Origin of the sequence: Pseudomonas sp. 58 R 3, assembly GCF_900006605.1 — a bacterium.
GTDB lineage: Bacteria > Pseudomonadota > Gammaproteobacteria > Pseudomonadales > Pseudomonadaceae > Aquipseudomonas > Aquipseudomonas salomonii.
Genome location: NZ_CVTT01000030.1, coordinates 1 through 18,906, shown reverse-complemented (window position 1 = coordinate 18,906; position 18,906 = coordinate 1). Strand labels below are relative to the sequence as shown.

The 18,906-nt window shown below is 60.6% G+C and carries 22 protein-coding genes and 1 pseudogene; 7 read left to right on the top strand and 16 right to left on the bottom strand.

Annotated elements, in window-relative coordinates:
- The first annotated feature begins 111 nt into the window (after positions 1–111).
- Positions 112–615: a signal peptidase II gene (locus tag BFP92_RS04185; protein WP_065912022.1), complete on the top strand. Its 504-nt coding sequence runs from the start codon at positions 112–114 to the stop codon at positions 613–615.
- A 41-nt stretch (positions 616–656) separates the two neighbouring features.
- On the opposite strand, the gene glsB is transcribed toward BFP92_RS04185, so the two are convergent.
- Entirely contained in the window at positions 657–1,565 is a 909-nt protein-coding gene (glsB, locus tag BFP92_RS04180; RefSeq protein WP_065912019.1) for a glutaminase B, read from the bottom strand.
- A gap of 213 nt (positions 1,566–1,778) precedes the next feature.
- A complete protein-coding gene (locus tag BFP92_RS04175) occupies positions 1,779–2,189 on the bottom strand; it encodes a hypothetical protein (RefSeq protein ID WP_065912018.1) in 411 nt (136 codons plus the stop codon).
- Positions 2,190–2,399: 210 nt separating this feature from the next.
- On the opposite strand from BFP92_RS04175, the pseudogene BFP92_RS32330 reads away from it, so the two are divergent.
- Positions 2,400–2,549: pseudogene (locus BFP92_RS32330) on the top strand (AraC family transcriptional regulator); the annotation flags it as partial.
- Here BFP92_RS32330 and BFP92_RS04170 read toward each other — a convergent pair.
- Both BFP92_RS04170 and BFP92_RS04165 read right to left on the bottom strand, forming a co-directional pair.
- Positions 2,550–3,179: a ribonuclease T2 family protein gene (locus tag BFP92_RS04170; protein WP_065912017.1), complete on the bottom strand. Its 630-nt coding sequence runs from the start codon at positions 3,177–3,179 to the stop codon at positions 2,550–2,552.
- Positions 3,180–3,216: 37 nt separating this feature from the next.
- Positions 3,217–4,197, bottom strand: coding sequence for a Gfo/Idh/MocA family protein (locus BFP92_RS04165; RefSeq protein ID WP_065912016.1), 981 nt, complete (start codon positions 4,195–4,197; stop codon positions 3,217–3,219).
- A 127-nt stretch (positions 4,198–4,324) separates the two neighbouring features.
- On the opposite strand from BFP92_RS04165, the gene BFP92_RS04160 reads away from it, so the two are divergent.
- Positions 4,325–4,687, top strand: coding sequence for an NUDIX hydrolase (locus tag BFP92_RS04160; protein WP_065912014.1), 363 nt, complete (start codon positions 4,325–4,327; stop codon positions 4,685–4,687).
- 192 nt (positions 4,688–4,879) lie between these two features.
- On the opposite strand, the gene BFP92_RS04155 is transcribed toward BFP92_RS04160, so the two are convergent.
- Genes BFP92_RS04155 through BFP92_RS04140 form a run of 4 tightly spaced genes read right to left on the bottom strand, consistent with a single transcriptional unit; the run spans position 4,880 to position 6,722 of the window.
- Positions 4,880–5,374, bottom strand: a complete 495-nt coding sequence (locus BFP92_RS04155) for a periplasmic heavy metal sensor (protein ID WP_065912012.1) — start codon at positions 5,372–5,374, stop codon at positions 4,880–4,882.
- A complete protein-coding gene (locus BFP92_RS04150) occupies positions 5,371–5,802 on the bottom strand; it encodes a hypothetical protein (RefSeq protein ID WP_065912010.1) in 432 nt (143 codons plus the stop codon). Before BFP92_RS04150 ends, BFP92_RS04155 begins: the two co-directional genes overlap by 4 nt.
- On the bottom strand, positions 5,799–6,377 hold the full coding sequence (locus tag BFP92_RS04145; protein WP_065912008.1) for an RNA polymerase sigma factor: 579 nt from the start codon (positions 6,375–6,377) through the stop codon (positions 5,799–5,801). Before BFP92_RS04145 ends, BFP92_RS04150 begins: the two co-directional genes overlap by 4 nt.
- 33 nt (positions 6,378–6,410) lie before the next feature.
- A complete protein-coding gene (locus BFP92_RS04140; RefSeq protein ID WP_065912006.1) occupies positions 6,411–6,722 on the bottom strand; it encodes a YXWGXW repeat-containing protein in 312 nt (103 codons plus the stop codon).
- A 217-nt stretch (positions 6,723–6,939) separates the two neighbouring features.
- On the opposite strand from BFP92_RS04140, the gene BFP92_RS31655 reads away from it, so the two are divergent.
- Positions 6,940–7,080 (top strand): hypothetical protein, encoded by a 141-nt coding sequence (locus tag BFP92_RS31655; RefSeq protein ID WP_163005486.1) that lies wholly within the window; start codon positions 6,940–6,942, stop codon positions 7,078–7,080.
- On the opposite strand, the gene BFP92_RS04135 is transcribed toward BFP92_RS31655, so the two are convergent.
- Entirely contained in the window at positions 7,077–7,325 is a 249-nt protein-coding gene (locus BFP92_RS04135) for a DUF1652 domain-containing protein (protein WP_065912004.1), read from the bottom strand. The genes BFP92_RS31655 and BFP92_RS04135 overlap by 4 nt on opposite strands.
- Positions 7,326–7,571: 246 nt before the next feature.
- On the opposite strand from BFP92_RS04135, the gene BFP92_RS04130 reads away from it, so the two are divergent.
- Positions 7,572–8,516, top strand: coding sequence for a sensor domain-containing diguanylate cyclase (locus BFP92_RS04130; protein ID WP_065912002.1), 945 nt, complete (start codon positions 7,572–7,574; stop codon positions 8,514–8,516).
- A 287-nt stretch (positions 8,517–8,803) separates the two neighbouring features.
- Here BFP92_RS04130 and BFP92_RS04125 read toward each other — a convergent pair whose 3' ends face one another.
- From BFP92_RS04125 to BFP92_RS04105, 5 genes are all read right to left on the bottom strand, one after another.
- Positions 8,804–9,064 carry a hypothetical protein gene (locus BFP92_RS04125; protein WP_065911999.1) on the bottom strand — a complete coding sequence of 87 codons (261 nt, stop codon included), beginning with the start codon at positions 9,062–9,064 and terminating at the stop codon, positions 8,804–8,806.
- 3 nt (positions 9,065–9,067) lie between these two features.
- On the bottom strand, positions 9,068–9,514 hold the full coding sequence (locus BFP92_RS04120; protein WP_065911997.1) for a GNAT family N-acetyltransferase: 447 nt from the start codon (positions 9,512–9,514) through the stop codon (positions 9,068–9,070).
- Positions 9,515–9,597: 83 nt separating this feature from the next.
- The gene (locus BFP92_RS04115) at positions 9,598–10,506 is read right to left on the bottom strand and encodes a helix-turn-helix transcriptional regulator (RefSeq protein WP_065911996.1); all 909 of its coding nucleotides are present in this window, start codon (positions 10,504–10,506) and stop codon (positions 9,598–9,600) included.
- A 36-nt stretch (positions 10,507–10,542) separates the two neighbouring features.
- Positions 10,543–11,238 carry a fumarylacetoacetate hydrolase family protein gene (locus BFP92_RS04110; protein WP_065911995.1) on the bottom strand — a complete coding sequence of 232 codons (696 nt, stop codon included), beginning with the start codon at positions 11,236–11,238 and terminating at the stop codon, positions 10,543–10,545.
- A 66-nt stretch (positions 11,239–11,304) separates the two neighbouring features.
- The gene (locus BFP92_RS04105) at positions 11,305–12,264 is read right to left on the bottom strand and encodes an AbrB family transcriptional regulator (RefSeq protein ID WP_239694238.1); all 960 of its coding nucleotides are present in this window, start codon (positions 12,262–12,264) and stop codon (positions 11,305–11,307) included.
- Between the two features lie 202 nt (positions 12,265–12,466).
- Here BFP92_RS04105 and BFP92_RS04100 point away from each other — a divergent pair, with 202 nt between their 5' ends.
- A complete protein-coding gene (locus BFP92_RS04100) occupies positions 12,467–13,366 on the top strand; it encodes a LysR family transcriptional regulator (RefSeq protein ID WP_065911992.1) in 900 nt (299 codons plus the stop codon).
- Between the two features lie 13 nt (positions 13,367–13,379).
- Here BFP92_RS04100 and BFP92_RS04095 read toward each other — a convergent pair whose 3' ends face one another.
- Both BFP92_RS04095 and BFP92_RS04090 read right to left on the bottom strand, forming a co-directional pair.
- Positions 13,380–13,709 (bottom strand): hypothetical protein, encoded by a 330-nt coding sequence (locus BFP92_RS04095; RefSeq protein WP_065912151.1) that lies wholly within the window; start codon positions 13,707–13,709, stop codon positions 13,380–13,382.
- Positions 13,710–13,799: 90 nt separating this feature from the next.
- Complete coding sequence (locus tag BFP92_RS04090) at positions 13,800–16,292, bottom strand: TonB-dependent siderophore receptor (RefSeq protein WP_065911989.1); 2,493 nt, start codon at positions 16,290–16,292, stop codon at positions 13,800–13,802.
- 255 nt (positions 16,293–16,547) lie between these two features.
- Here BFP92_RS04090 and BFP92_RS04085 point away from each other — a divergent pair.
- The coding region (locus tag BFP92_RS04085; protein ID WP_139114031.1) for an RHS repeat domain-containing protein at positions 16,548–18,906 on the top strand (2,359 nt) is incomplete at its 3' end.

The window sequence follows — 18,906 nt, the reverse complement described above, 5'->3', positions numbered from 1 at the left end:
GGTGGACAAAGCCCTGAACGTAGCCCACCCAGCCGCCTGAAGATGGACGAGATAGAACGCCTGAGCTATCTTCGGGGGCTCTATCGACAGACCGGAACAGGAAGTTACCGCTTGAGTACATCGCCCCTTCTGCGAAGCCGCACCTTCGCCCTCCTCGCCGGCCTTGCTTTTGTTGCCGTGGACCAGTTGGTCAAGCTGCTGGCGCTGGTTTCGCTGCAAGCCAGCAGCTTCAAAATCGGCTCCACCCCTCTCAACCTTGCGCTGGAACTGAGCCTCAACCCAGGTGCCTTCCTGAGCCTGGGCGCCGCGTTGCCGCCGCAGGTCAAACAGCTGATCTTTATTGTTGGAGTCGCCGTCGTGGTGGCATGGGCCATGTGGTGGTCGCTTTCCAACTGGAGCCAGCCGCTGCGTAAAGTCTTGCCGCTGTATGCGATTGCCTTGGGCGGTATCGCCAACTTGATCGACCGTGTGTTTCGCGACGGGCATGTCGTGGATTACATGGTGCTGAATGTGGGGCCTACGCATACCGGCGTGTTCAATATTGCTGATATCGCGATCACTGCCGGGGCGTTGTTTTTGATGCTTGATCTGATCGTGAAACCTCACAAGTCCTGATCAGCAAGGGGATTTATGCATCAGCGTGAATCCCCAGGCACTCAAAACACCGACCACCCAATCCGCTCGCTCAGCAACTCCAACGCCTTCATCCCCGCCAGCGAGTTACCCGCCGCATTCAGCTCCGGCGACCACACGCACACCGTAAATTGCCCCGGCACCACCGCGACAATCCCGCCGCCCACCCCGCTTTTACCCGGCAAACCCACACGGTAGGCAAAGTTGCCCGCCTCGTCATACAGCCCGCTGGTGGCCATGATCGAGTTGACCTGCTTGGTCTGGCGCGCGGTCAAGATCTGCTCGCCGCTGTGGGCACTCACACCCTCGTTGGCCAGGAAGCTGAAGGCCCGGGCCAGATCCAGGCAGCTCATTTGCAGCGCGCAGTAGTTGAAGTAACTGTGCAGCACCGCGTCGACGTCGTTGTGGAAGTTGCCGAAAGACTTCATCAAGTAGGCCATGGCTGCGTTGCGCGCGCCGTGCTGGGCCTCGGAGTCGGCGACGACGCTGTTGACCAGGATTTGTGGATTGCCCGACAGGCGCCGCACGAAGTCACGCATCGACAGAATCGGCACGGCAAAGCGTGACTGGTTGATGTCGCAGATCACCAGGGCGCCGGCGTTGATGAAGGGGTTGCGCGGGCGCCCGCGTTCGAACTCCAGCTGCACCATGGAGTTGAACGGTTGCCCCGAAGGCTCGTGGCCCAGGCGCTCCCAGATGGTTTCGCCGCCATGGTCGATGGCCTGCACCAGGCTAAACACCTTGGAGATACTCTGTACCGAGAACAGCGTGTCGGCGTCGCCTGCGCAATAGGCCGAGCCGTCGTTGCCGTACACGGCGATGCCGAGCTGGTTGGCGGGTACATCGGCGAGTGCGGGGATGTAGTCGGCGACTTTGCCCTGGCCGATCAGGGGGCGAACTTCGCCCAGGATCGATTCCAGCAGTGCCTGCATGTCTTTTCCGGTCATTCTTATTGAATCAGTGATAGGCGGGGCGCGGAGGATACTTTAATGCGCCCGCGAGGACACCCCCTTGATCGTTCCTACGCTCTGCGTGGGAATGCCGCCTCGGACGCTTCGCGTCCCGCACCTGAAGTCGTGACGCGGAGCGTCACAGGATGCATGCCCAAGCGGAGCATGGGAACGATAGCGCAACGATCGGGCACGTCAAAAATGCGCCACATCCGACACCTGCTCATCGAGCACATCCCGCGCCAGCGCCCAGGCGCGGTCCCTGGATTCCACCACCAGCAGCGGATAGCCCCAGGCTTTGCCGAACATCACCGCAAAGGGCTTGAGGGCCAGGCGTTGCGCGGCGCTGGGTTCCACCTGGATCATGCCTTTGACGTAGGCACGCAGCGCCTGTTTGTTTTTTTTCATCCAGATCGATGCGTGTTTGCGCTCATCGTGAGCGTGCTTGTGGTTGTTTTCGTCGACGGCTTTTTCGTGCAGCAGCACAAATGCTTGCTCGCGAGCCAGCAGGCTTTCGAACACCACAAAAGCATCCTCGGGGCCGCCTTCGTTCGGCGCGTCAAACACGATTTTCACCACGGGGAAGGTTGTACTGTCGAGTCGCATGGCAGAGCTCCTGAATGAGAGTGGCTCTCACTATAGTGATCTCGCGACTGCACGGCATTGCACAGAATAGCCAGAATATTTCGCAATTCGGCCAAAGAGCGAGCCCGCGATGCAACGTCACCGCCTCGAAGAACGCGACCTGCCCCGGTCCAGGGATGCCGACCTGATTCCGCGCGCAGTGGTGGCCGTGGGCGCCACCAGCACGTCCGAGCGCTGGGCCTGGGTTACGAGAATGCCAGCGGTTTTATCACCATGTTCCGTAAGGCGGTGGGCCAACCGCCGGCGCGTTACCTGGCCGATCGCAGCGGCGCGTCGAGTGCAACGGCGCCTGCCGCCATCGCGTTGCACCCGGACAGTTGATCAGCGTTGAACCGGAATGCGGATATCGCCGCCCTTGCACTGGGTTTTAACACTGCGCGGGCAGCCGGCAAAACGCAGCTCTTTGCTCAGGCACACGCGGACTTCAGACAGCACCTTGCCTTTGCAGATGACCGCCATGCCATGGTTGCCCATGGCCGGATTGCTCTGGCGGAACAGGCTTTCGATCGCTTGTGCATTCATGTAACCGGGCACATTGAACGGCTGCAACTGCTGCGGAATCTGCACGTTGGCCAAGGCTGTATCGGTGGCTTCAAGGTAACGCGAAGGGTCCAGCCCGCTGCAGGTGCCGTGCTTGGCCCACTCGTGCTTGAGCAAGGCCTGCGTGGGGAAGATCAATGCGCCTTTGGCCAGGTCGGCCGCCGACAACCGCGACTGCTTATCGCACGACGCGGGCCAGCCGCCTTTGGCGTACTGCGGCCAAAGCCCGTGCAGCACAAACCCGTAGCCCTTGCCCGTGCATTGCTCGTTGCCGGGGTTGGTCAGGCAGAACGTCGGCGACCATGACAGCGACAACACATAAAAATCAAACTCCCCAGGCGTCCCTTGGCTACGCGGAGCCGCCAACACATTCGTGGCCAGTAACAGCCACAACAGCATCCAATATTTCATTTGCCCATTCCTTAGAGAAAACACCGGTATATCGCGATTAACCGGGCAAATTGGGGTTTCGTTGTAATACCTTATCCAGGATCCGGTCGGTCTTCAGCGCCTCGATCGCCAGTGACGGATGTTCGGCTTCGCCACGAATATGCGCATTCATGGCCAGTACGTGATGCCACTGGATATGTTCATGGCAGGCTATTTCCAGCACCTCATCCACCTCACTTTCCAGGCGTAACGGCTGGTCTTCAAACACGGCAAAGGTGATGCGGCCACGGCTGCCGATCAACTCCACGCGGTCTTCGCGCCGGTCGGCGACAAAGTTCCAGCAGCCCATGCCCAGCGCGCCGTTTGCGAAGGTCCAGCAGGCCGTTACCGCATCTTCCGCGGCGTAATTGCCGGCCTGGCGTGCGGTAAACCCGGTGACCTCGACGATATCGCCGGCCAGGTACTGGAACAAATCAAACCCATGGCTGGCCAGGTCGGCAAAGTAGCCGCCACCGGCAATGGTCGGGTCGGTGCGCCAGTTGGCAGCGCTGGCATCGGCGGCGGCCGGCGGCTTGCACAAGCTCCAGGTCACCTGGCGCAAGTCGCCGATGCGCCCGGCCTGCAGCCAGTCGCGTATTTGCTGGAAGCGCGGCAACGAACGGCGGTAATAGGAAACAAACAGATGCAGCCCCGCCCGCTCGAAGGTGCGCTGCATCAAGGCGCTCTGCTCGGCATTCAGCGACATGGGCTTTTCGACGCAGCAATGCTTGCCGGCTGCCGCCACCATCAAGCTGTATTCGAGGTGGCTGTCGGGCGGTGTGGCGATGTACACCGCGTCCACTTCGGGGTCGTCGATCAAGGCCTGGGCGTCGGTATAGAAGCGGGCAATGCCGTGGCGTGCCGCATAATCACGCACCGCTTCTTCACGGCGCCCCATCACGGCCACCAGCGCCGAACCTGGCGCTTTGTAGAAAGCGGGTCCACTCTTGAGTTCAGTGACGCTGCCACAGCCAATCATGCCCCAACGTACGGTATTCATCAGTTGTCCTCGTCCGTTTTCATCAAGGGGGCAGTATCCACATCACCGCTGGTGCATGCCAGCCTCAATCAGCATGACAATTGAATTACACTTTCATGACAGTCGCTGAGCCAGGCAGGTGTAGACATTGAAAATCCGTGCAACCGTTATTTGTGAACACGAGGGGCATATCCTCTTCGTGCGCAAGGCCCGCTCCAAATGGGCGCTGCCGGGCGGCAAGGTCGAGCGTGACGAGCGCCCGGTCGGCGCCGCCGCACGCGAGCTGGAAGAAGAAACCGGGTTGAATGTGGATGGTTTGTTGTACTTGCAGGAGTTGAAGGCCCGCGACACCGTGCATCACGTGTTCGAGGCCTCGGTGGTCAACATCAGCGAGGCGCGCCCTTGCAACGAGATCATTGACTGCCGGTGGCACGCCTATGGCGCCATAGACGAGCTAGACACCACGGATGCCACCCGGCACATCGTCAAGTCCTTCGTGCGCCGCCTCTGATTCCCTGCTCTGCCGTTCGACAAAGGATTTGACGAACACCGCAGCGGCTGCAAATCCCGCCCCACCCAACGCGTACTGGATCACTCTCTACCCTGCTGCCGCTTAAAGCCAGATAGACCGAGGCGCCTGCATCGCAGGCAAGCCAGCTCCCACAATTGGATCGCATGGCATCAGCTGGATGTGAGCAACCGTTCAAGAACGCGGCCTGGCCCCGGCCACCTGCGGCAGCTTCTCACGGTTTTTGGCCTGCCCGCGCTGGTACAGCGCTTCGACCAGTTTCTGCCGCTCATCCTGGGGCAAATTGCTCGCGAACTGCGCCAGCGTCGAGTCCACCAATGCTCTGAGCGCCGCATCCGCCTCGCGGGCCTTGGCCAGTTCAGTCACCAGTGCCTCACGATCCAGCGTCGGTGCTTCGAGCTGCTTGATCACCCCCAGGCGTGCTTCGCGACCGGCCATGATCAGCGGTTGGCTGTCGGCGCGGTTGTGGCGCAGCAACTGACGCAATTCCTTGCGCCGCTCCATCGGCAACTTGATCATCGCCTGGCGCAGACCGTGCTGGTTGACCACCGCTTCGGCGGGCTTGGCAGTGGCCATCCAGTGATAGAGGCCGCCGCCCACACCGCCGATCAAAAACACGTTGAGCAGTACCGAAAAGACCAACCAGGGTTTAAGGGATGTTGGGGTCATTGCTCGGTTTCCTCGGCGTTGACGGTGAAGACGACATCGGCGTCGCCCTGATCGAAGACGCTGGGCAGCACGTCGGATGACAGCATCGGCAACGGCACACTCAGTGACGCCACCAGCACCCCGGCGGCAATGCCGGCAATGCCCACGCCCACCAACCCGGCGGGCGACAGCCAGTTGGCATAGCGCGACCAGAACGACGGCCGTCGCGGGGCAGACTCGCGAATCTGTCGCGCAAGGGCCGGTTCGTTGAACACAAGCGGGTGGCTGTCCAACCGGGCATCGAGCCAACCGACCTCGCGCAATGCCTCGCGGGCTTGAGGGTTGCCGCTGTCGAGCAATGCCTGGGCAGCGGCTCGTTCGGCGCTGGGCCAGCGATGCAGGCTGGCACCGTAGGCGTCAGCCAAGTGCGCAAAGCGTTCAGGTGTCATGGTTTTCCCCTTCCTGGGCGGGCGAGCCCGGGTGTGTCGGCAAGTTGGCTGCGCAACTGGCGTCGGGCCCGCGACAGCAGGCTCTCCAGTGCCTCGACGCTGATGTTCATCAGGGCCGCGGCGTCGATGTTCGACAGCTCCTGGTAGTACTGCAGCACAATGGCTTCACGCTGGCGCTCGGGCAAGCTCGCCAGGGCGGCGGCCATCCTGGCGCTGCGGTCCGCCGTTTCCAACTGTTCATCCGGCGAAGGTGCGCTGTCCGCCAGTTCCAGCGCCTCGTTCTCATTCAACGGGCGTTCCTTGCGCCGGCGCAAGCGGTCATGGCACAGGTTGAGCGCCACGCGGTGCAGCCAGGTGTCAAAACGCGCTTCGCCGGGGCGCCAGTTGGCCGCCTGGCGCCAGATGCGCAGGAAGCTTTCCTGGGCCACGTCTCTGGCTTCGTCGGCATCCCCCAACAGCCGACCGGCAAGCGCAAGCAGGCGCGGCAGCTTGCGCGTCACCATTTCGTTGACGGCCGCAGGTTCGTTGTTGCCGATACGTGCCAGTAGCTCAACGTCCGGATCAGTGTCTTTCAATCAGGTAATACTCGGTCCGGGGGCTAAGAGGTTTCAGCGGATCCAGTGCCCTTCGCGCCAGTACCAGTTGGGGCCACGGGATTCCCAGTGCCCAGGCTCCCAGCGTGCGTTACGCACCACTTCCTGCCAGTGGCCCGGCACCCAGGCATAGGCGCCATGTTCCCATTGCCAGTGGCCACGGTCCCAGACGAAACCCGGGCGTTCAGCCGGGATCACTTCGACGCGCTCCGCCGGTGGGGCCTGGCGAATGATCACTTCGGTCTGGGCGAAGGTCGGGGTGCTGACAAGCGCGGCGAAGGCCAGCGGGACCAGCAAGGCGTAGCGCAATTTGGCCAGTGGGTTCATGGCAACTCCTTCATACGGCGGACGAAAATGTTCGCATCTGATGGGTTGAACGCTGGGCACAGGGAAATCCGTCGCGAGAAACCCAAGTTTTTTCTCGACGCTGGAAGTATTGCTCAGAGGATGAATGCGCTGGATGAAATGTTTGAAAGTATCGCGACGGATTTGTGCAGGTGGTTGCGTTCAAGACGTAACGCAGAACACACAATGAGGAAATATCATGACCCGTCGACTCTCTATGCTGGTTGCCGCCCTGCTGATTGTCAGCCTGAGCGGCTGCGTGATCCTGCCTGAACACCGGCATTGCTGCTGGCGCTACTACGGCGCAGTCGACACCTTAACCAGCACCGTGAACAGCTAACCTACCGCCGCAAAACCACGGCGCCCGGCCTTGATCTCCGTGCGCAGTTCGCCAATAAGGTTTGAGATGGAACGGATGCTGTCCAGGCCTTGGGGCGAGACCCGGGTCAGCAGCAGATCGACGCGACCCGACGCCGGCTCGAACACGCTGATGCGCAGTGAACCGTCGCTGTTAAGGCTGCAATCACAAGCCAGCGGCAGGAAGCCTGAGGCCATGATCTTATTGAGTTCATTGATCGCAATCATGCTGAGCCCCCATCCCTGGGTTCGACCCTGTGGGTGTGATGCAACCAGCATAGATAAGGTTTTGCCTGCTACTGAACAATTAATTCAAAAGTGATACCTGTGCCGCATTTCGCCCTGTAAACGCTGGTGCACTGGCGTCAGAAACCCAGCACACGACCTCTCGTCTGCTGCTTTGGCAAGGGCTTGACTCACGATCTGTATCAAAAGACGCTCTTGGCTTTTCGCCATCATCCCGAGCCGACCGCCATGAGCATCGTTCCTCCGAGCCAGCCCGACAGCGACGTGTACAAAACCCTGCTGGAGTCGACCAACGCCATCCCGTGGCGCATCGATTGGCAGAGCATGACGTTCAGCTACATCGGCCCGCAGATCGAAGCACTGCTGGGCTGGAGCCCGCAAAGCTGGGTGAGCGTGGATGACTGGGTCGAACGCATGCACCCGGACGACCGTGAATACGTGGTGAACTTTTGCGTGTCGCAATCGCGCGCCGGCGTGGACCACGAGGCCGACTACCGCGCACTGACGGTCAACGGCGACTATGTGTGGATCCGCGATGTGGTGCACGTGGTGCGCAAGGGCGACGAAGTCCAAGCCTTGATCGGCTTTATGTTCGATATCAGCGAGCGCAAGAAGACCGAAGAGCACTTGATTCGCCTGCAAAAACAACTGGAGGAATACTCCTTCCAGGACGGCCTGACCGGCATCGCCAACCGCCGCATGTTCGACACCGTACTCGAGCGCGAATGGTCCAGTGCGCTGCGCAGCCAGTTGCCGCTGTCGTTGATCATTCTGGATATCGATTTTTTCAAGCAGTACAACGACCACTATGGCCATATCAAGGGCGATGAAGCCTTGCGCCAGGTGGCGCGCACCTTGTCGTTGGCGGCTAACCGGCCGCGGGATTTCATTGCGCGTATCGGCGGCGAGGAATTTGTGTGGTTGCTGCCCGAAACCGATGCAGCCTCGGCCAGGCAAGTGGCGCAACGCTGCCTGCACTTGATTTGCCAGCAGCAGATCGAACACGCCGTTTCGCCGGTTTCCAACTTGCTGAGCCTGAGCCTGGGGGTGGGCACGCGTACCGTGACGCCCAACAGCGACCTGCTGGCGTTCGTCGAGTCGGTCGACAAGTTGCTGTATCAGGCCAAACGCAATGGACGCATGCGCGCAGAGTTCGCCGACAGTGAAGTGTGACGCGAGGTCAAATTGCGGGCAAAAAAAATCCCAAGTAGCTGATGGAAACTTGGGATTTAAAAATGCATAAACCGTGGGAGGTGAACGCCCGGCTATAGTAACGACTGTAAAAACCTGTAACAAGATTATTTTATTCCTTTCGTCGGATTAAAAGCCGCGTAAGTCATTCAATAACCACATGATTTTTAAGGTGGCCAAGCCAACAAGTGCCACTTTTTGGTGCAATAAACCGCTATAACCCTGAGCACTTCGTGGCTATATATCCATTATTCAAATGGGGTTATTACTCATAACGGCGCGACACTCTCGCTATAACGCTTTTTGAGTTGCTTACAGGCTTCAAGCAGTTCCAGACCGGACGTCGAAGTAGCGCGGGCCACACTTTCAAGATGTTGGCACAGCACCAAGCGTTCGGCGGCCTCTTGCCGTTCCAGGTCGACCCGAGCATTGAAACGCATAAACAAGACGCCCAGCAGCACCGCCGCGCACACAACCCCCATCGCCGCATAGCGAAGGCCGTTGGAGGACGGGGATTCTGCCGGGTTCATGAGTTAAGGTGCCCTGCTCTTTTCATACCGCACATCGTCGCCCTCGACCCGGCCCACCTGCGTCCAGCCCAGCCGTTGATAGAACCCGTTGGCGCGGATCTCATCGCGCCCGTCGGTGATCAGGTACAGCGTCGGGTGGTGCTCAAACAGCGCGGCTTCAGCCACCGCCATCAGTTGGCGGCCCAGGCCCCGGCCTTCATGGGCGGGCAGTACGAACATCGCAAATACCTCGCCGCTGTCAAAATTGACCATCGAAAAAGCCGCCGGCTCGCCCGCCACTTCTGCCAGCCACACGCACGGCGCTTCACGGATGCTGTCGGCCAGCACCTGTGGGGTAATGCCCAGATCCGCCATCTGCTCACGGCTCAAGTGGTTCTGCACCACGGCGGTGCGAATGGCGAACACTGTGTCGATATCCGCCAGCGTCGCCAGCCGAATAAAGGTTTGCATAGATGCCTCCTCAGGGGATGCACGCAATTGTATGTAAATAGAAACACATAGATTGTCGTGGATTTGTAAGAGAAGGCGCTCGACTACAGGGGTTTTGCCTGTTGTTGTCGCCGAAACTGCCCTGGCGCCAGGCCATGGGCCTTGCGAAAACAGCGAGAGAAGTACGCCTCGTCGGTAAACCCGCAACGCAGTGCAACGGCACCGATCATCTGCGCCGTGTTCAGTAACAAGGTGCGCGCCAATTGCATGCGGCGGTCGAGCACCCACTGGGAGAAGGGTTTGCCGGTTTCTTTGCGCAGCAAATGGGTGAGGTAGTTGGGTGACAGGAACGCAGCGGCCGCCGCGTCAGTAAGATTGAGGCCCGGCTCGTGCAGATGCTCGCGAATGTAGCCGTGCACCCGTGCCAGGGCGTCTTTGCGTCCGCGCCGGGTGGCGTTATTGGCAGCAAACGCCTGCAAGGGTTCGGCGTACTGCTGGCAAACCAACCCGACCAGTTGGAACAAGTAACCTTTCAAGCGCTCACGGGCGCCGAAGGTGCGCTGGGCGTCCAGTGTGCGCATATGGCCGAGCCAGGTGTGCACTTGCTCAAAGTCCGCGTCGTCAAGGATGAAGTCCAGGTGCTCCTGAAAACGAAACGGTGACAGTTCCGGCGCCTGGCTGATGGGGATGTCTTCCAGGTCCAGCGGGTCGCAGGTCAACTGCGGCAGGAAGAACGCCTGGCTGAAGTTGATCAGCATGAACTCGCCGTCTTGCGGGTGGGGAATCACATGCAGGCGATGGGGCAGGATAAACGCCATGGCTTTGTGCGGGAACGGACGCACCGCGCCGCCGATATGTTGCACGGTGTCGCCGCCAAGGTTGATCTGGATCTGGAAGTACTCATGCCGATGCGGGCTGGTCAGCGCCGCCCGCCCGCGCTTGTCGCGAATATAGAAGTCGGGGCGGTCGCTGCGTTGTTCCATGCCATAGGTGGTGACGCGGGTGCCTGGCATAACGGTCTCTCGAATGGCCTGGGCACCACTTTAGCCTCAACCCTGGCTGAGGGTGAAACTCAACTCGCCGATGCCGTCGATGCCGGCGGTCACTACGTCTCCACGCTGCAACGCGCCGACGCCTGCCGGGGTGCCGGTAAAGATCAGGTCACCGGCCTTGAGCGCCATGGATGTTGAGGCGTAGCTGATGATTTCACTCACCGACCAGATCAGGTCAGCCAGGTCGCCGACCTGGCGCTGCTCACCATTGACCTTGAGCCAGATCTTGCCGCTGGCCGGGTGACCGATGACGCTCGCCGGTTGTAAAGCGGTGCTGGGCGCCGACTCATCAAACGACTTGCCCCACTCCCACGGGCGCGCGAGCTTTTTCGCCTCGGCCTGCAGGTCGCGACGGGTCAAGTCGATGCCGACGCCATACCCCCATACGTGGGACAAAGCGTCGTCAGGACTGATATCCACCCCACCCTTGCCGATGGCCACCACCAGTTCCACCTCATGGTGCAGGTCGGCAGTCAGCGGCGGGTAGGCGATCACGCCTTCGGCCGGCACCACCGCATCCGCCGGTTTCATAAAGAAAAATGGCGGTTCGCGATCCGGGTCGTGCCCCATTTCGCGGGCGTGTTCACTGTAGTTGCGGCCCACGCAGAACACGCGACGCAGCGGGAAACGTGCGTCGCTGCCCTGTACCGCCAGGGCGGGAGTTGGCGCGGGGGTGAATACGTAATCAGTCATGGCCTGTGCCTCTTGGTTTACCTGGCGCCAGTATGGCCAGCAGCGCCAAGGCAAAGTTGGACAGGCTTACGCAGATTTTGCACTGGCCGGTGTTTGTGCCCGCAACGCTCGATCAAGCAAGCGATACAGCGGCAGGCACGCGGCCTGGATCAGTAACATGCGGATAATCTGCATCGCCGTCACCAATGTCACTGCCAGCCCAAGCGCCTCGGCGGTCAAGCTCATTTCCGGCGCGCTACCGGGCATCATGCCCAGCGCCAGCGACAACCACGAGAATCCCAAACCGGCACCCAGGCCCCATGCGGCCAGTGCGGTAGCAATCACCGAGCCCGCCAGCAGCAACAGCACCTTCAACAGAAAACCGGGGGCGCGGCGCAAAAAGTCGCGGTCGAACGTGGCGCCCAGCGCACACCCTATCAACAGTTGCCCGCAGCCACTGAGCCACATGGGCATGCTCATCGACAGATTGTTGCAACCCACACCGACCGCACAGATCAGCAACGGCCCAAACGTCCAGGGATTGGGCAGGTTGCAACGCTTGAACGCCAACGCCGCCAGCAAGCCCATGGCCAGGAGGAAGATCAGCCACGGCCAGACCACCGGCAACGCCGTGCGCGCAACGCTATGTGCCACACCAAACTTCGCAACAGCAGGCACTGCCAGCAGAATGAGCAACAACCGCAGACTGTGGGCGGCGGCGATGAAACGGGGGTCGGCCTGGCGCTGCTGGCCCAGGTGCACCATCTCGGTGGAATTGGCAGGCATCAACGCGAAAAATGCGGTGGGCAGCGGTACGCCCCACCGATGCAAGACCAATACCGAGCACAGTGCCAGCACCAGCGTCAGCAGGACGGCCATGCCGATCAAGCCAAAGTGGGCCGCCACTTCCTGCATGACCGGCAAGGTGAAGTGGCAACCGATGGCCACCGCCACAATCAACTGCCCGGCCTTGCGCCCGTGAGGTACTTGCGGTATCAGGCCGCCGCCGCAACGTGTCAGCAACACTGCCAGCAATGAACCTATCACTCAAGGCAAAGGCCACCCCGCCCAGTGGGCAAGGCTGCCGCCAAAAGCCCCGACGATCAGCGTTACAGGCCAGTAAAAGCGAGGGTCACGGGGCATGATGAAATCCGGCATGGAGAAGAATGACGACAGGTTATAGACTTGCGCTCATCACAAAAAATATCCATTTGTGAAGCCTGTTATCATTCTTTGTTATGTGAGCTCTATGAATCTTAAAGCGCTGGAGTACTGCGTAGAGATTGCTCGCCAAGGCAGTTTCACTAAAGCCGCGCAGGCCTTGCACGTAGCACAGCCGGCCCTGAGCATGGCGGTCAGTCGCTTGGAAGATGAGCTGGGGGTGGCGCTGTTCAACCGGGCCACGCGCCAGATCAGTGTCACGGCCGAAGGCCAACTGTTTCTGGCCCACGCCGAAAAATGTTTGCAGGGGCTTGCCGGCGCCCGCCGTGAACTGCAGGACCTGGACCAATTGCACAGCGGCGAAATCCGCGTCGGCGTGCCGCCCATGTACGGCATCCGGCATATTCCCGAATTGCTGATGCAGTTTCGCGCGCGCTATCCGGGGATTGCCATGCATGTGGTGGAGGGCAGTGCCGATGACATCAGCGAACGCCTGGCCACACGCAACATTGACGTGGCGCTGCTGGAGTCACGGCGGGTCAATCCGCAGTGGCAATCGGAATGGCTCGGCAGTGATGAGATGGTGCTGTGCATGAACCAGGAGCATGCATTGGCCGGGTTCGCCTCGATCCCGGCAGAACGCTTGCAGGATCAGGCCATGCTGGTGTTCGACAACACCTTCCTGCAACGCCACCTGCTGGATACTTTTTGCAGCAACGCCAGCGTGCAGTTCAGCATTGCCCTGGAAAGCAACTTCGTGCCGCTGGTGATCGCCGCCACGCGCAACGGCATGGGCGCGTCCACCCTCTTGCGTTCGGTTCAAATCCAGGAAGCGGGACTGGTGGGCGTTTCCTTCGAGCCCGCGCAGTTCATGCACTTCAACCTGTGCTGGCGCGCTAATGAGTACCTGTCGCAGGCCAATCGGCGTTTTATCGAAATAGCCCGAGCGTTTTTCCAGGAGGACGCCGGTTCGCCGCTGTCACGCTGAACCGGCGCAGCGATCATTTACGCGCCACTTTGTAGCGCAGGCAGTCCTGATAAAAACTCTGGCGGATGACCTCGGGCTTGAGCCGTGAGCGGCTGTCGTAGGTCTGCTCGGTGATGCCCATGGCCATCATGCGCATCCACGACTTGCTGAACTTGATGGTCTGGATCTTCTGGCGCGCGGCATACAGCGACACGCCCGACAGCTTGAGTTCCTGAGCCCTGGCGGCGGTGCCGGCGCCCCAACTGCACATGTACTTGTCGCCCTCGCGCAACTCTCGGGCCTGCACGCTCGCCGCGCCGCCGACCAGGGAACAGGCGATCAGCATCATTCCAACAGTGCGCATTTGCATCCCCACCTAACCACCTGAAAATAAAAGTGATTTTGGCGGGGATTTTGTTACAAAGGGGCCATTAAATTGCCTTATCGGCAATTACTACCACTGGTAGGTGGCGCTCGCCTGCACGGTGCGTTGCGAGCCATACCAGCACCACGAATAGGAGTAGCACGAAGCCACGTATTCCTTGTTCGCCAGGTTGGTGGCGTTCAGCGCCAGGCGCAGGTTGTCCGTGGGGTTGGCGATATTCGGGATGTCGTAGTGCAGCGCCGCATCCATCAAGGTGTAACCCGGCACTTTCAGGGTGTTGGCGGTATCGCCCCAGGACGACCCCACATACCGCGCGCCGGCGCCCACGCCGAAGCCCTTGAGCCGGCCGTCGTGGAAGGTGTAGTCGGCCCACGCCGAGGCGGTATGGCGCGGTACGCCGTAGGTGGTGGTGCCCTCAACGGGAACCGCCGGCCCGGTGCCGACATCGCTGATCGGCGCGTAGCGAACGGTGCTTTTGGATTTGCTCGCGCGGTTGTCCAGGTAGGCATAAGCCGCGGTAATGTCCAGGTTGTCATTCAGGCTGGCCTTGCCTTCCAGTTCAAAGCCACGGGACTGTTGTTCGCCGTCCTGGATCTGGCAGCGGCCACTGCCGCACAGGTGGGTTGGGTCCGGGTCCATGGTCGGTACGTTGGATTGGCGCAGGTCGAAAATCGCTGCGGTGATAAAGCTGTTGCTGCCCGGCGGCTGGTACTTGATGCCGATTTCATACTGTTTGCCTTCGGTGGGCTTGAACACCGAACCGCCGTAACCGGTGCCCGATTGCGGGTTGAACGACTCCGCATAGCTGGCATACGGCGCCAGGCCGTTATCGAACAGGTAGACCAGGCCGACCCGTCCGGTAAACGCCTTGCTGTCCAGCGACGACTTGCTCTTGGCGCCGGAGCTGATGGTTTTGGTGGTGCTGTCGGTGCTGGCCCAGTCATAGCGACCACCGAGCAACAGCACCCATTGGTCCCACTTTATTTGCTCTTGCAGGTAAACACCGGTCTGCTCGCTGCGCGCCGTGGCGTCGGTGATGAACGCGGGCGTGGTGACCGGCGCGCCGTAGACCGGGTCGAAGATATCCAGGTCCGGGCCACTGCCATAGCCGGTCTTGGTGTCGGTGCGAGTGTTCTGGTAATCGAGCCCCATCAACAGCGTGTGCTGCAACGGCCCGGTGTCGAATTTGGCCTGCACCTGGTTATCGAGGGTGTAGGCATCCATGTCCACATCGGCAGCGATGGTCGAGCGCTTGGAGGTGCGGTAATCGCCCATCAGGTAGCTGTTGTAGATGCTGCGGTAGACGCCTTCGGCGCGCAGGTAACGAGCATTTTGACGCACCGTCCACACGTCGTTGAAGTGATGTTCGAAGGCATAGCCGAGGGAGTAATGCTCGCGGTCGCTTTTCTCGAAGTTCTTTTCACCGTCATAGAAGTCCACATCGATCTTGCGTCCCGTAGGGCTGCGCAGCACCGAGCCCCAGGCCGGCACCGAGCCGTAGGACGCGCCTTTCGGGTCTTTCTGGAAATGCCCGAGCAAGGTCAGCGAGGTGGCATCGTCCGGGCGCCAGGTGAAGGCACTGGACAGCGACTGGCGGCGGGTTTCGGTGTGTTCGACCTGGCCATCGGCGTCATCGAACAACCCCGCCACGCGGTAGGCATACACACCTTGATCATCAAGCGGGCCGCTCAGATCGAAGGTGGTGCGCTTCTTGTTGAAGGTGCCGTACTCCACGCCGATTTCATGAAACGGCGTGTCCAGTGGCCGTTTGGTGACCATGTTGATCACCCCGCTTGGCGTGCCCTGCCCGTACAGCACCGAGGCCGGGCCGCGCAGCACTTCGACGCGCTCCAGGTCGAAGGCGTCTTTCTGCGGCAAGGCATCCCGGCTCGATGGCATGCGCAAGCCATCGAGGTAGGTAGCCGGGGCGAAACCACGAATGGTCAACTGATCAAGACGCGACGCCGTGGCACCACGGGTCTCCGGCACCACGGCAGCGCTGTAGCGCAGGATCTGGTTGAGGCTTTCGGCGTTTTGCGCACGCATCTGGTCCTTGGTGACCACCGAAATCGACTGCGGCGTCTCGATCAGCGCGGTATCGGTCTTGGTGCCCGACAGGCTGCGGGTGGCGACATAACCCGCCACCGGCCCGGTCGGGCTTTCGCTCTGGTAGGCGCCGCTGATGGTGGTGGCCTGCAACTGCATGGCGCCGCCTTCGTCCGGGATCGCTTCGAGGCGGTAACGGTCGGCGGAGATCTTGATGGCCTGCAAGCCACTGCCCGCGAGCAATTGCGCGAGTGCCACGTCGGTGTCGTATTGCCCGCTCACACCGTTGCTGTGCTTGCCGCGCGTCAAGCCTGGATCAAACGCCAGTACCAGCCCGGCCTGTTCGGCAAGGCTATTGAGGGATTGGCTCAAGTCACCGGCGGGAATCAAGAACCGGCGCAACGTGCTGCCGGTTTCTTCGGCAAAGGATGGCTGGACGACGAACAACGGCACAGCGGCAAAAGCCATAGCCACTGACAGGGCCAGTGGGTGCAAGGGACGAGCAAGGCGCGACATGGGAAATCCTGCGTAATGGAGGTTCTATTAACCATGACGGCCATGTCGCCAAATCGGGCAAGGATGAGAGTCATTTTTATTTGCATGCCTTTATTGCAATGAGCCGGGTCGCTTTTTCGCGTAGTCCTTCGGGATAGTTTTTCGCGGTTTTTACCCGTCCCGCGTCATCCCATTCTGATTTTTCCAACCATTCGTCCAGCGGCTTTTTCCTGCAGCAGACTCCGACGCCTTGCCCTTTTTGCCGAGACGTCACGGATGACCAACGCCGCCCACATCGCCTTTATCGAACATGAGCTCAATGGCTTTCATCAGAGCCTGGCGGAGTATCGCCAGCAGATGGGCGCCTGGTATGCGCGGGCGTTGGATACGCTCAGCCATGCGGCGGACATGCCGTTGCTGCTGGGCATGGACCGCGTGCTGCGGGTTGGCGATGCGCAGCAGTCCGTGAGTATGACTGACATGGGCTTTTCCACCGTGGCCCAGTGCCCGGCGGGCGGCGAGCTGAAAATCCAGAGCCTGTTCGAATCGGTATATGAGGTGCCGATCGGCGATATCCCCGTTGAGGTTGTCGGGCTGGATGACGGCAGTTCCACGCTTGTCATGCTCGATGAGCACGGCAAGGGCTCGCATTTTTGCGCCGCTGGCGGGCGCTATCAGGTGCGGGTACAGGGCGGCGTTTCTGCGCAGCAAGTGGACGCGCTGTTTGCCTCTTACGCAGGGCTGACGGCCGACCTGGAGCACTGGCTGCGCGAGCAGTGGACAGATTTCAAACCCTATTGGCAGCAATCGACCGCCAGCGTGATTGGCAACGGTGTACTGGCGGGCAGTTGGGCAGCAATCCGCGACGTGTGGGACAGCATCAAGCAGGTGCAGGCGATTCTTGAAGACCCGCTGAAATTCGCTGAGCAACTCGGCGCCGAGGCCGCCAAGTTGGCGCAGTTGGCCACCGATACGCCCAAGGTCATGGAACAGGCCATGTTACTGGCCAGCGATGAGGCCGCGCTGTACCTGATATTGCGCACCGCGATGCTGTGGCTGGACGCGCTGCCACCCGGCGAAATCGCGGAGACAGCGGCAGGGTTTGTAGTGCCGCTGCTGATTGATCTGGTGATCGGCGCAGTACTGACCATCGCGTTGCCGGCGGCGGGCGTGGCTTATCTCGGCTTGCGGCTGGCCAAATACGGCGCGCGGGTGCTGGAGGCCGCGGTGGGTTTTGTCAGGAGCCTGCTCGGGATTCTGACCACATTCATGCAGGCGGTGGACCGTTACAAGGCGGTGGCAGTTCGCGGTGTGGTTGGCGGGTTGAAGCAAGGCACGCTGCAAATGCGCTGGCGGGCGCGGCAGAAGGCGGTGCTGAAGCAGAAAGAGTCTGTGGATGATGTTCCGGCTTCGGGTAAGAACCTCAATGGCGATGCGGCGGCCCCGGCGGACAAAACCGTTACCAATGGTTGCCCGGTGTCGATGGTCACCGGCGAGGAATTGCTGACCCTCACTGATGGCACGTTGGACGGAATTTTGCCGTTTGAGTGGAAGCGGGTGTATCGCACCAGCGCGGTGGAAGTGGATGGCGGGTTGGGGTTTGGCTGGAGTCATTCGCTGGCGCACAGGCTTTGTGTTTCCGGTGAGTCGGTGGTGTGGACCGATCATGAAAATCGCCGCACTGAGTTTGTGCTGCCTACCGCTGCTCGACCGGCGATTACCAATAGCTTGGCTGAAGCGGCGATTTATTTGGGTGAATTGCCTGATGAGTTGGTGCTGGCTCAGGCGTCGCGGTTTTATCACTTCCACGATGGCGTGCTGGTTGCCATCAGCGATGCGTATGACAACCGGCTGCGAGTTTTTCACGATCGTTTGGGGCGGGTTGAGCGGCTGGATAACGGTGTGGGGCGCTCGCTGTTTCTGCGGTACGAGTTGGGCCGCATTGTGGCGGTGGACTATCAGGTTCATCGCGCCAAGGGGCATGAACCGTTTGCATGGGTGACCGAGCAGAAGGTTGTTTCCTACGCCTATGACGACCTTGGGCGACTGGTTTCTGCGACCAATGCTGTAGGTGAAAGCGAGGTTTATCGGTACGACGAGCAGCACGTCATTCTTGAGCGTGGGTTGGCCGGTGGCGCGAGTTTCTTTTGGGAATGGGAACGAGCGGGCAAGGCGGCGCGGTGTGTTCGCCATTGGGCCAGCTTTTCGCAGATGGATACGCGCTATGCCTGGGCCGATGACGGCCGTGTCACGGTGCATAACGCCGATGGCAGCCAGGAAGTCTATGTCCACGATGATCGTGCACGTCTGGTGCAGCGCATTGATNCGGACGGTGCTGAACACTTCAAATCCTATGACGACAAGGGCCGGCTGACGGTCGAGCAGGATCCGCTTGGGGCGGTGACGGCGTACCAGTACGACGACGCCGGACGCTTGGTGGCGTTGTTTCCGGGGGACGATGAGCCGACGTCCTACGAGCATGACAACGGTTTCGTGCGCGTTGTGCGCCGTGGTGAGGCTGTTTGGAAGTATGAGCGTAACGATCAGGGCGACGTCATTCGCAAGACCGATCCTGATGGCAATGTCACGGACTACAGCTACAACAAATATGGGCAGCTGACGGGGGTTTGGTTTC

What these genes read in the sequence shown, in the direction of transcription:
- glsB (WP_065912019.1), bottom strand. Translation starts at nt 1,565, where the DNA reads ATGCAGGCACTGCTGGAATCGATCCTGGGCGAAGTTCGCCCCCTGATC.
- BFP92_RS04175 (WP_065912018.1), bottom strand. Translation starts at nt 2,189, where the DNA reads ATGCGACTCGACAGTACAACCTTCCCCGTGGTGAAAATCGTGTTTGAC.
- BFP92_RS04170 (WP_065912017.1), bottom strand. Translation starts at nt 3,179, where the DNA reads ATGAAATATTGGATGCTGTTGTGGCTGTTACTGGCCACGAATGTGTTG.
- BFP92_RS04165 (WP_065912016.1), bottom strand. Translation starts at nt 4,197, where the DNA reads ATGAATACCGTACGTTGGGGCATGATTGGCTGTGGCAGCGTCACTGAA.
- BFP92_RS04155 (WP_065912012.1), bottom strand. Translation starts at nt 5,374, where the DNA reads ATGACCCCAACATCCCTTAAACCCTGGTTGGTCTTTTCGGTACTGCTC.
- BFP92_RS04150 (WP_065912010.1), bottom strand. Translation starts at nt 5,802, where the DNA reads ATGACACCTGAACGCTTTGCGCACTTGGCTGACGCCTACGGTGCCAGC.
- BFP92_RS04140 (WP_065912006.1), bottom strand. Translation starts at nt 6,722, where the DNA reads ATGAACCCACTGGCCAAATTGCGCTACGCCTTGCTGGTCCCGCTGGCC.
- BFP92_RS31655 (WP_163005486.1), top strand. Translation starts at nt 6,940, where the DNA reads ATGACCCGTCGACTCTCTATGCTGGTTGCCGCCCTGCTGATTGTCAGC.
- BFP92_RS04135 (WP_065912004.1), bottom strand. Translation starts at nt 7,325, where the DNA reads ATGATTGCGATCAATGAACTCAATAAGATCATGGCCTCAGGCTTCCTG.
- BFP92_RS04130 (WP_065912002.1), top strand. Translation starts at nt 7,572, where the DNA reads ATGAGCATCGTTCCTCCGAGCCAGCCCGACAGCGACGTGTACAAAACC.
- BFP92_RS04125 (WP_065911999.1), bottom strand. Translation starts at nt 9,064, where the DNA reads ATGAACCCGGCAGAATCCCCGTCCTCCAACGGCCTTCGCTATGCGGCG.
- BFP92_RS04120 (WP_065911997.1), bottom strand. Translation starts at nt 9,514, where the DNA reads ATGCAAACCTTTATTCGGCTGGCGACGCTGGCGGATATCGACACAGTG.
- BFP92_RS04115 (WP_065911996.1), bottom strand. Translation starts at nt 10,506, where the DNA reads ATGCCAGGCACCCGCGTCACCACCTATGGCATGGAACAACGCAGCGAC.
- BFP92_RS04110 (WP_065911995.1), bottom strand. Translation starts at nt 11,238, where the DNA reads ATGACTGATTACGTATTCACCCCCGCGCCAACTCCCGCCCTGGCGGTA.
- BFP92_RS04100 (WP_065911992.1), top strand. Translation starts at nt 12,467, where the DNA reads ATGAATCTTAAAGCGCTGGAGTACTGCGTAGAGATTGCTCGCCAAGGC.
- BFP92_RS04095 (WP_065912151.1), bottom strand. Translation starts at nt 13,709, where the DNA reads ATGCGCACTGTTGGAATGATGCTGATCGCCTGTTCCCTGGTCGGCGGC.
- BFP92_RS04090 (WP_065911989.1), bottom strand. Translation starts at nt 16,292, where the DNA reads ATGTCGCGCCTTGCTCGTCCCTTGCACCCACTGGCCCTGTCAGTGGCT.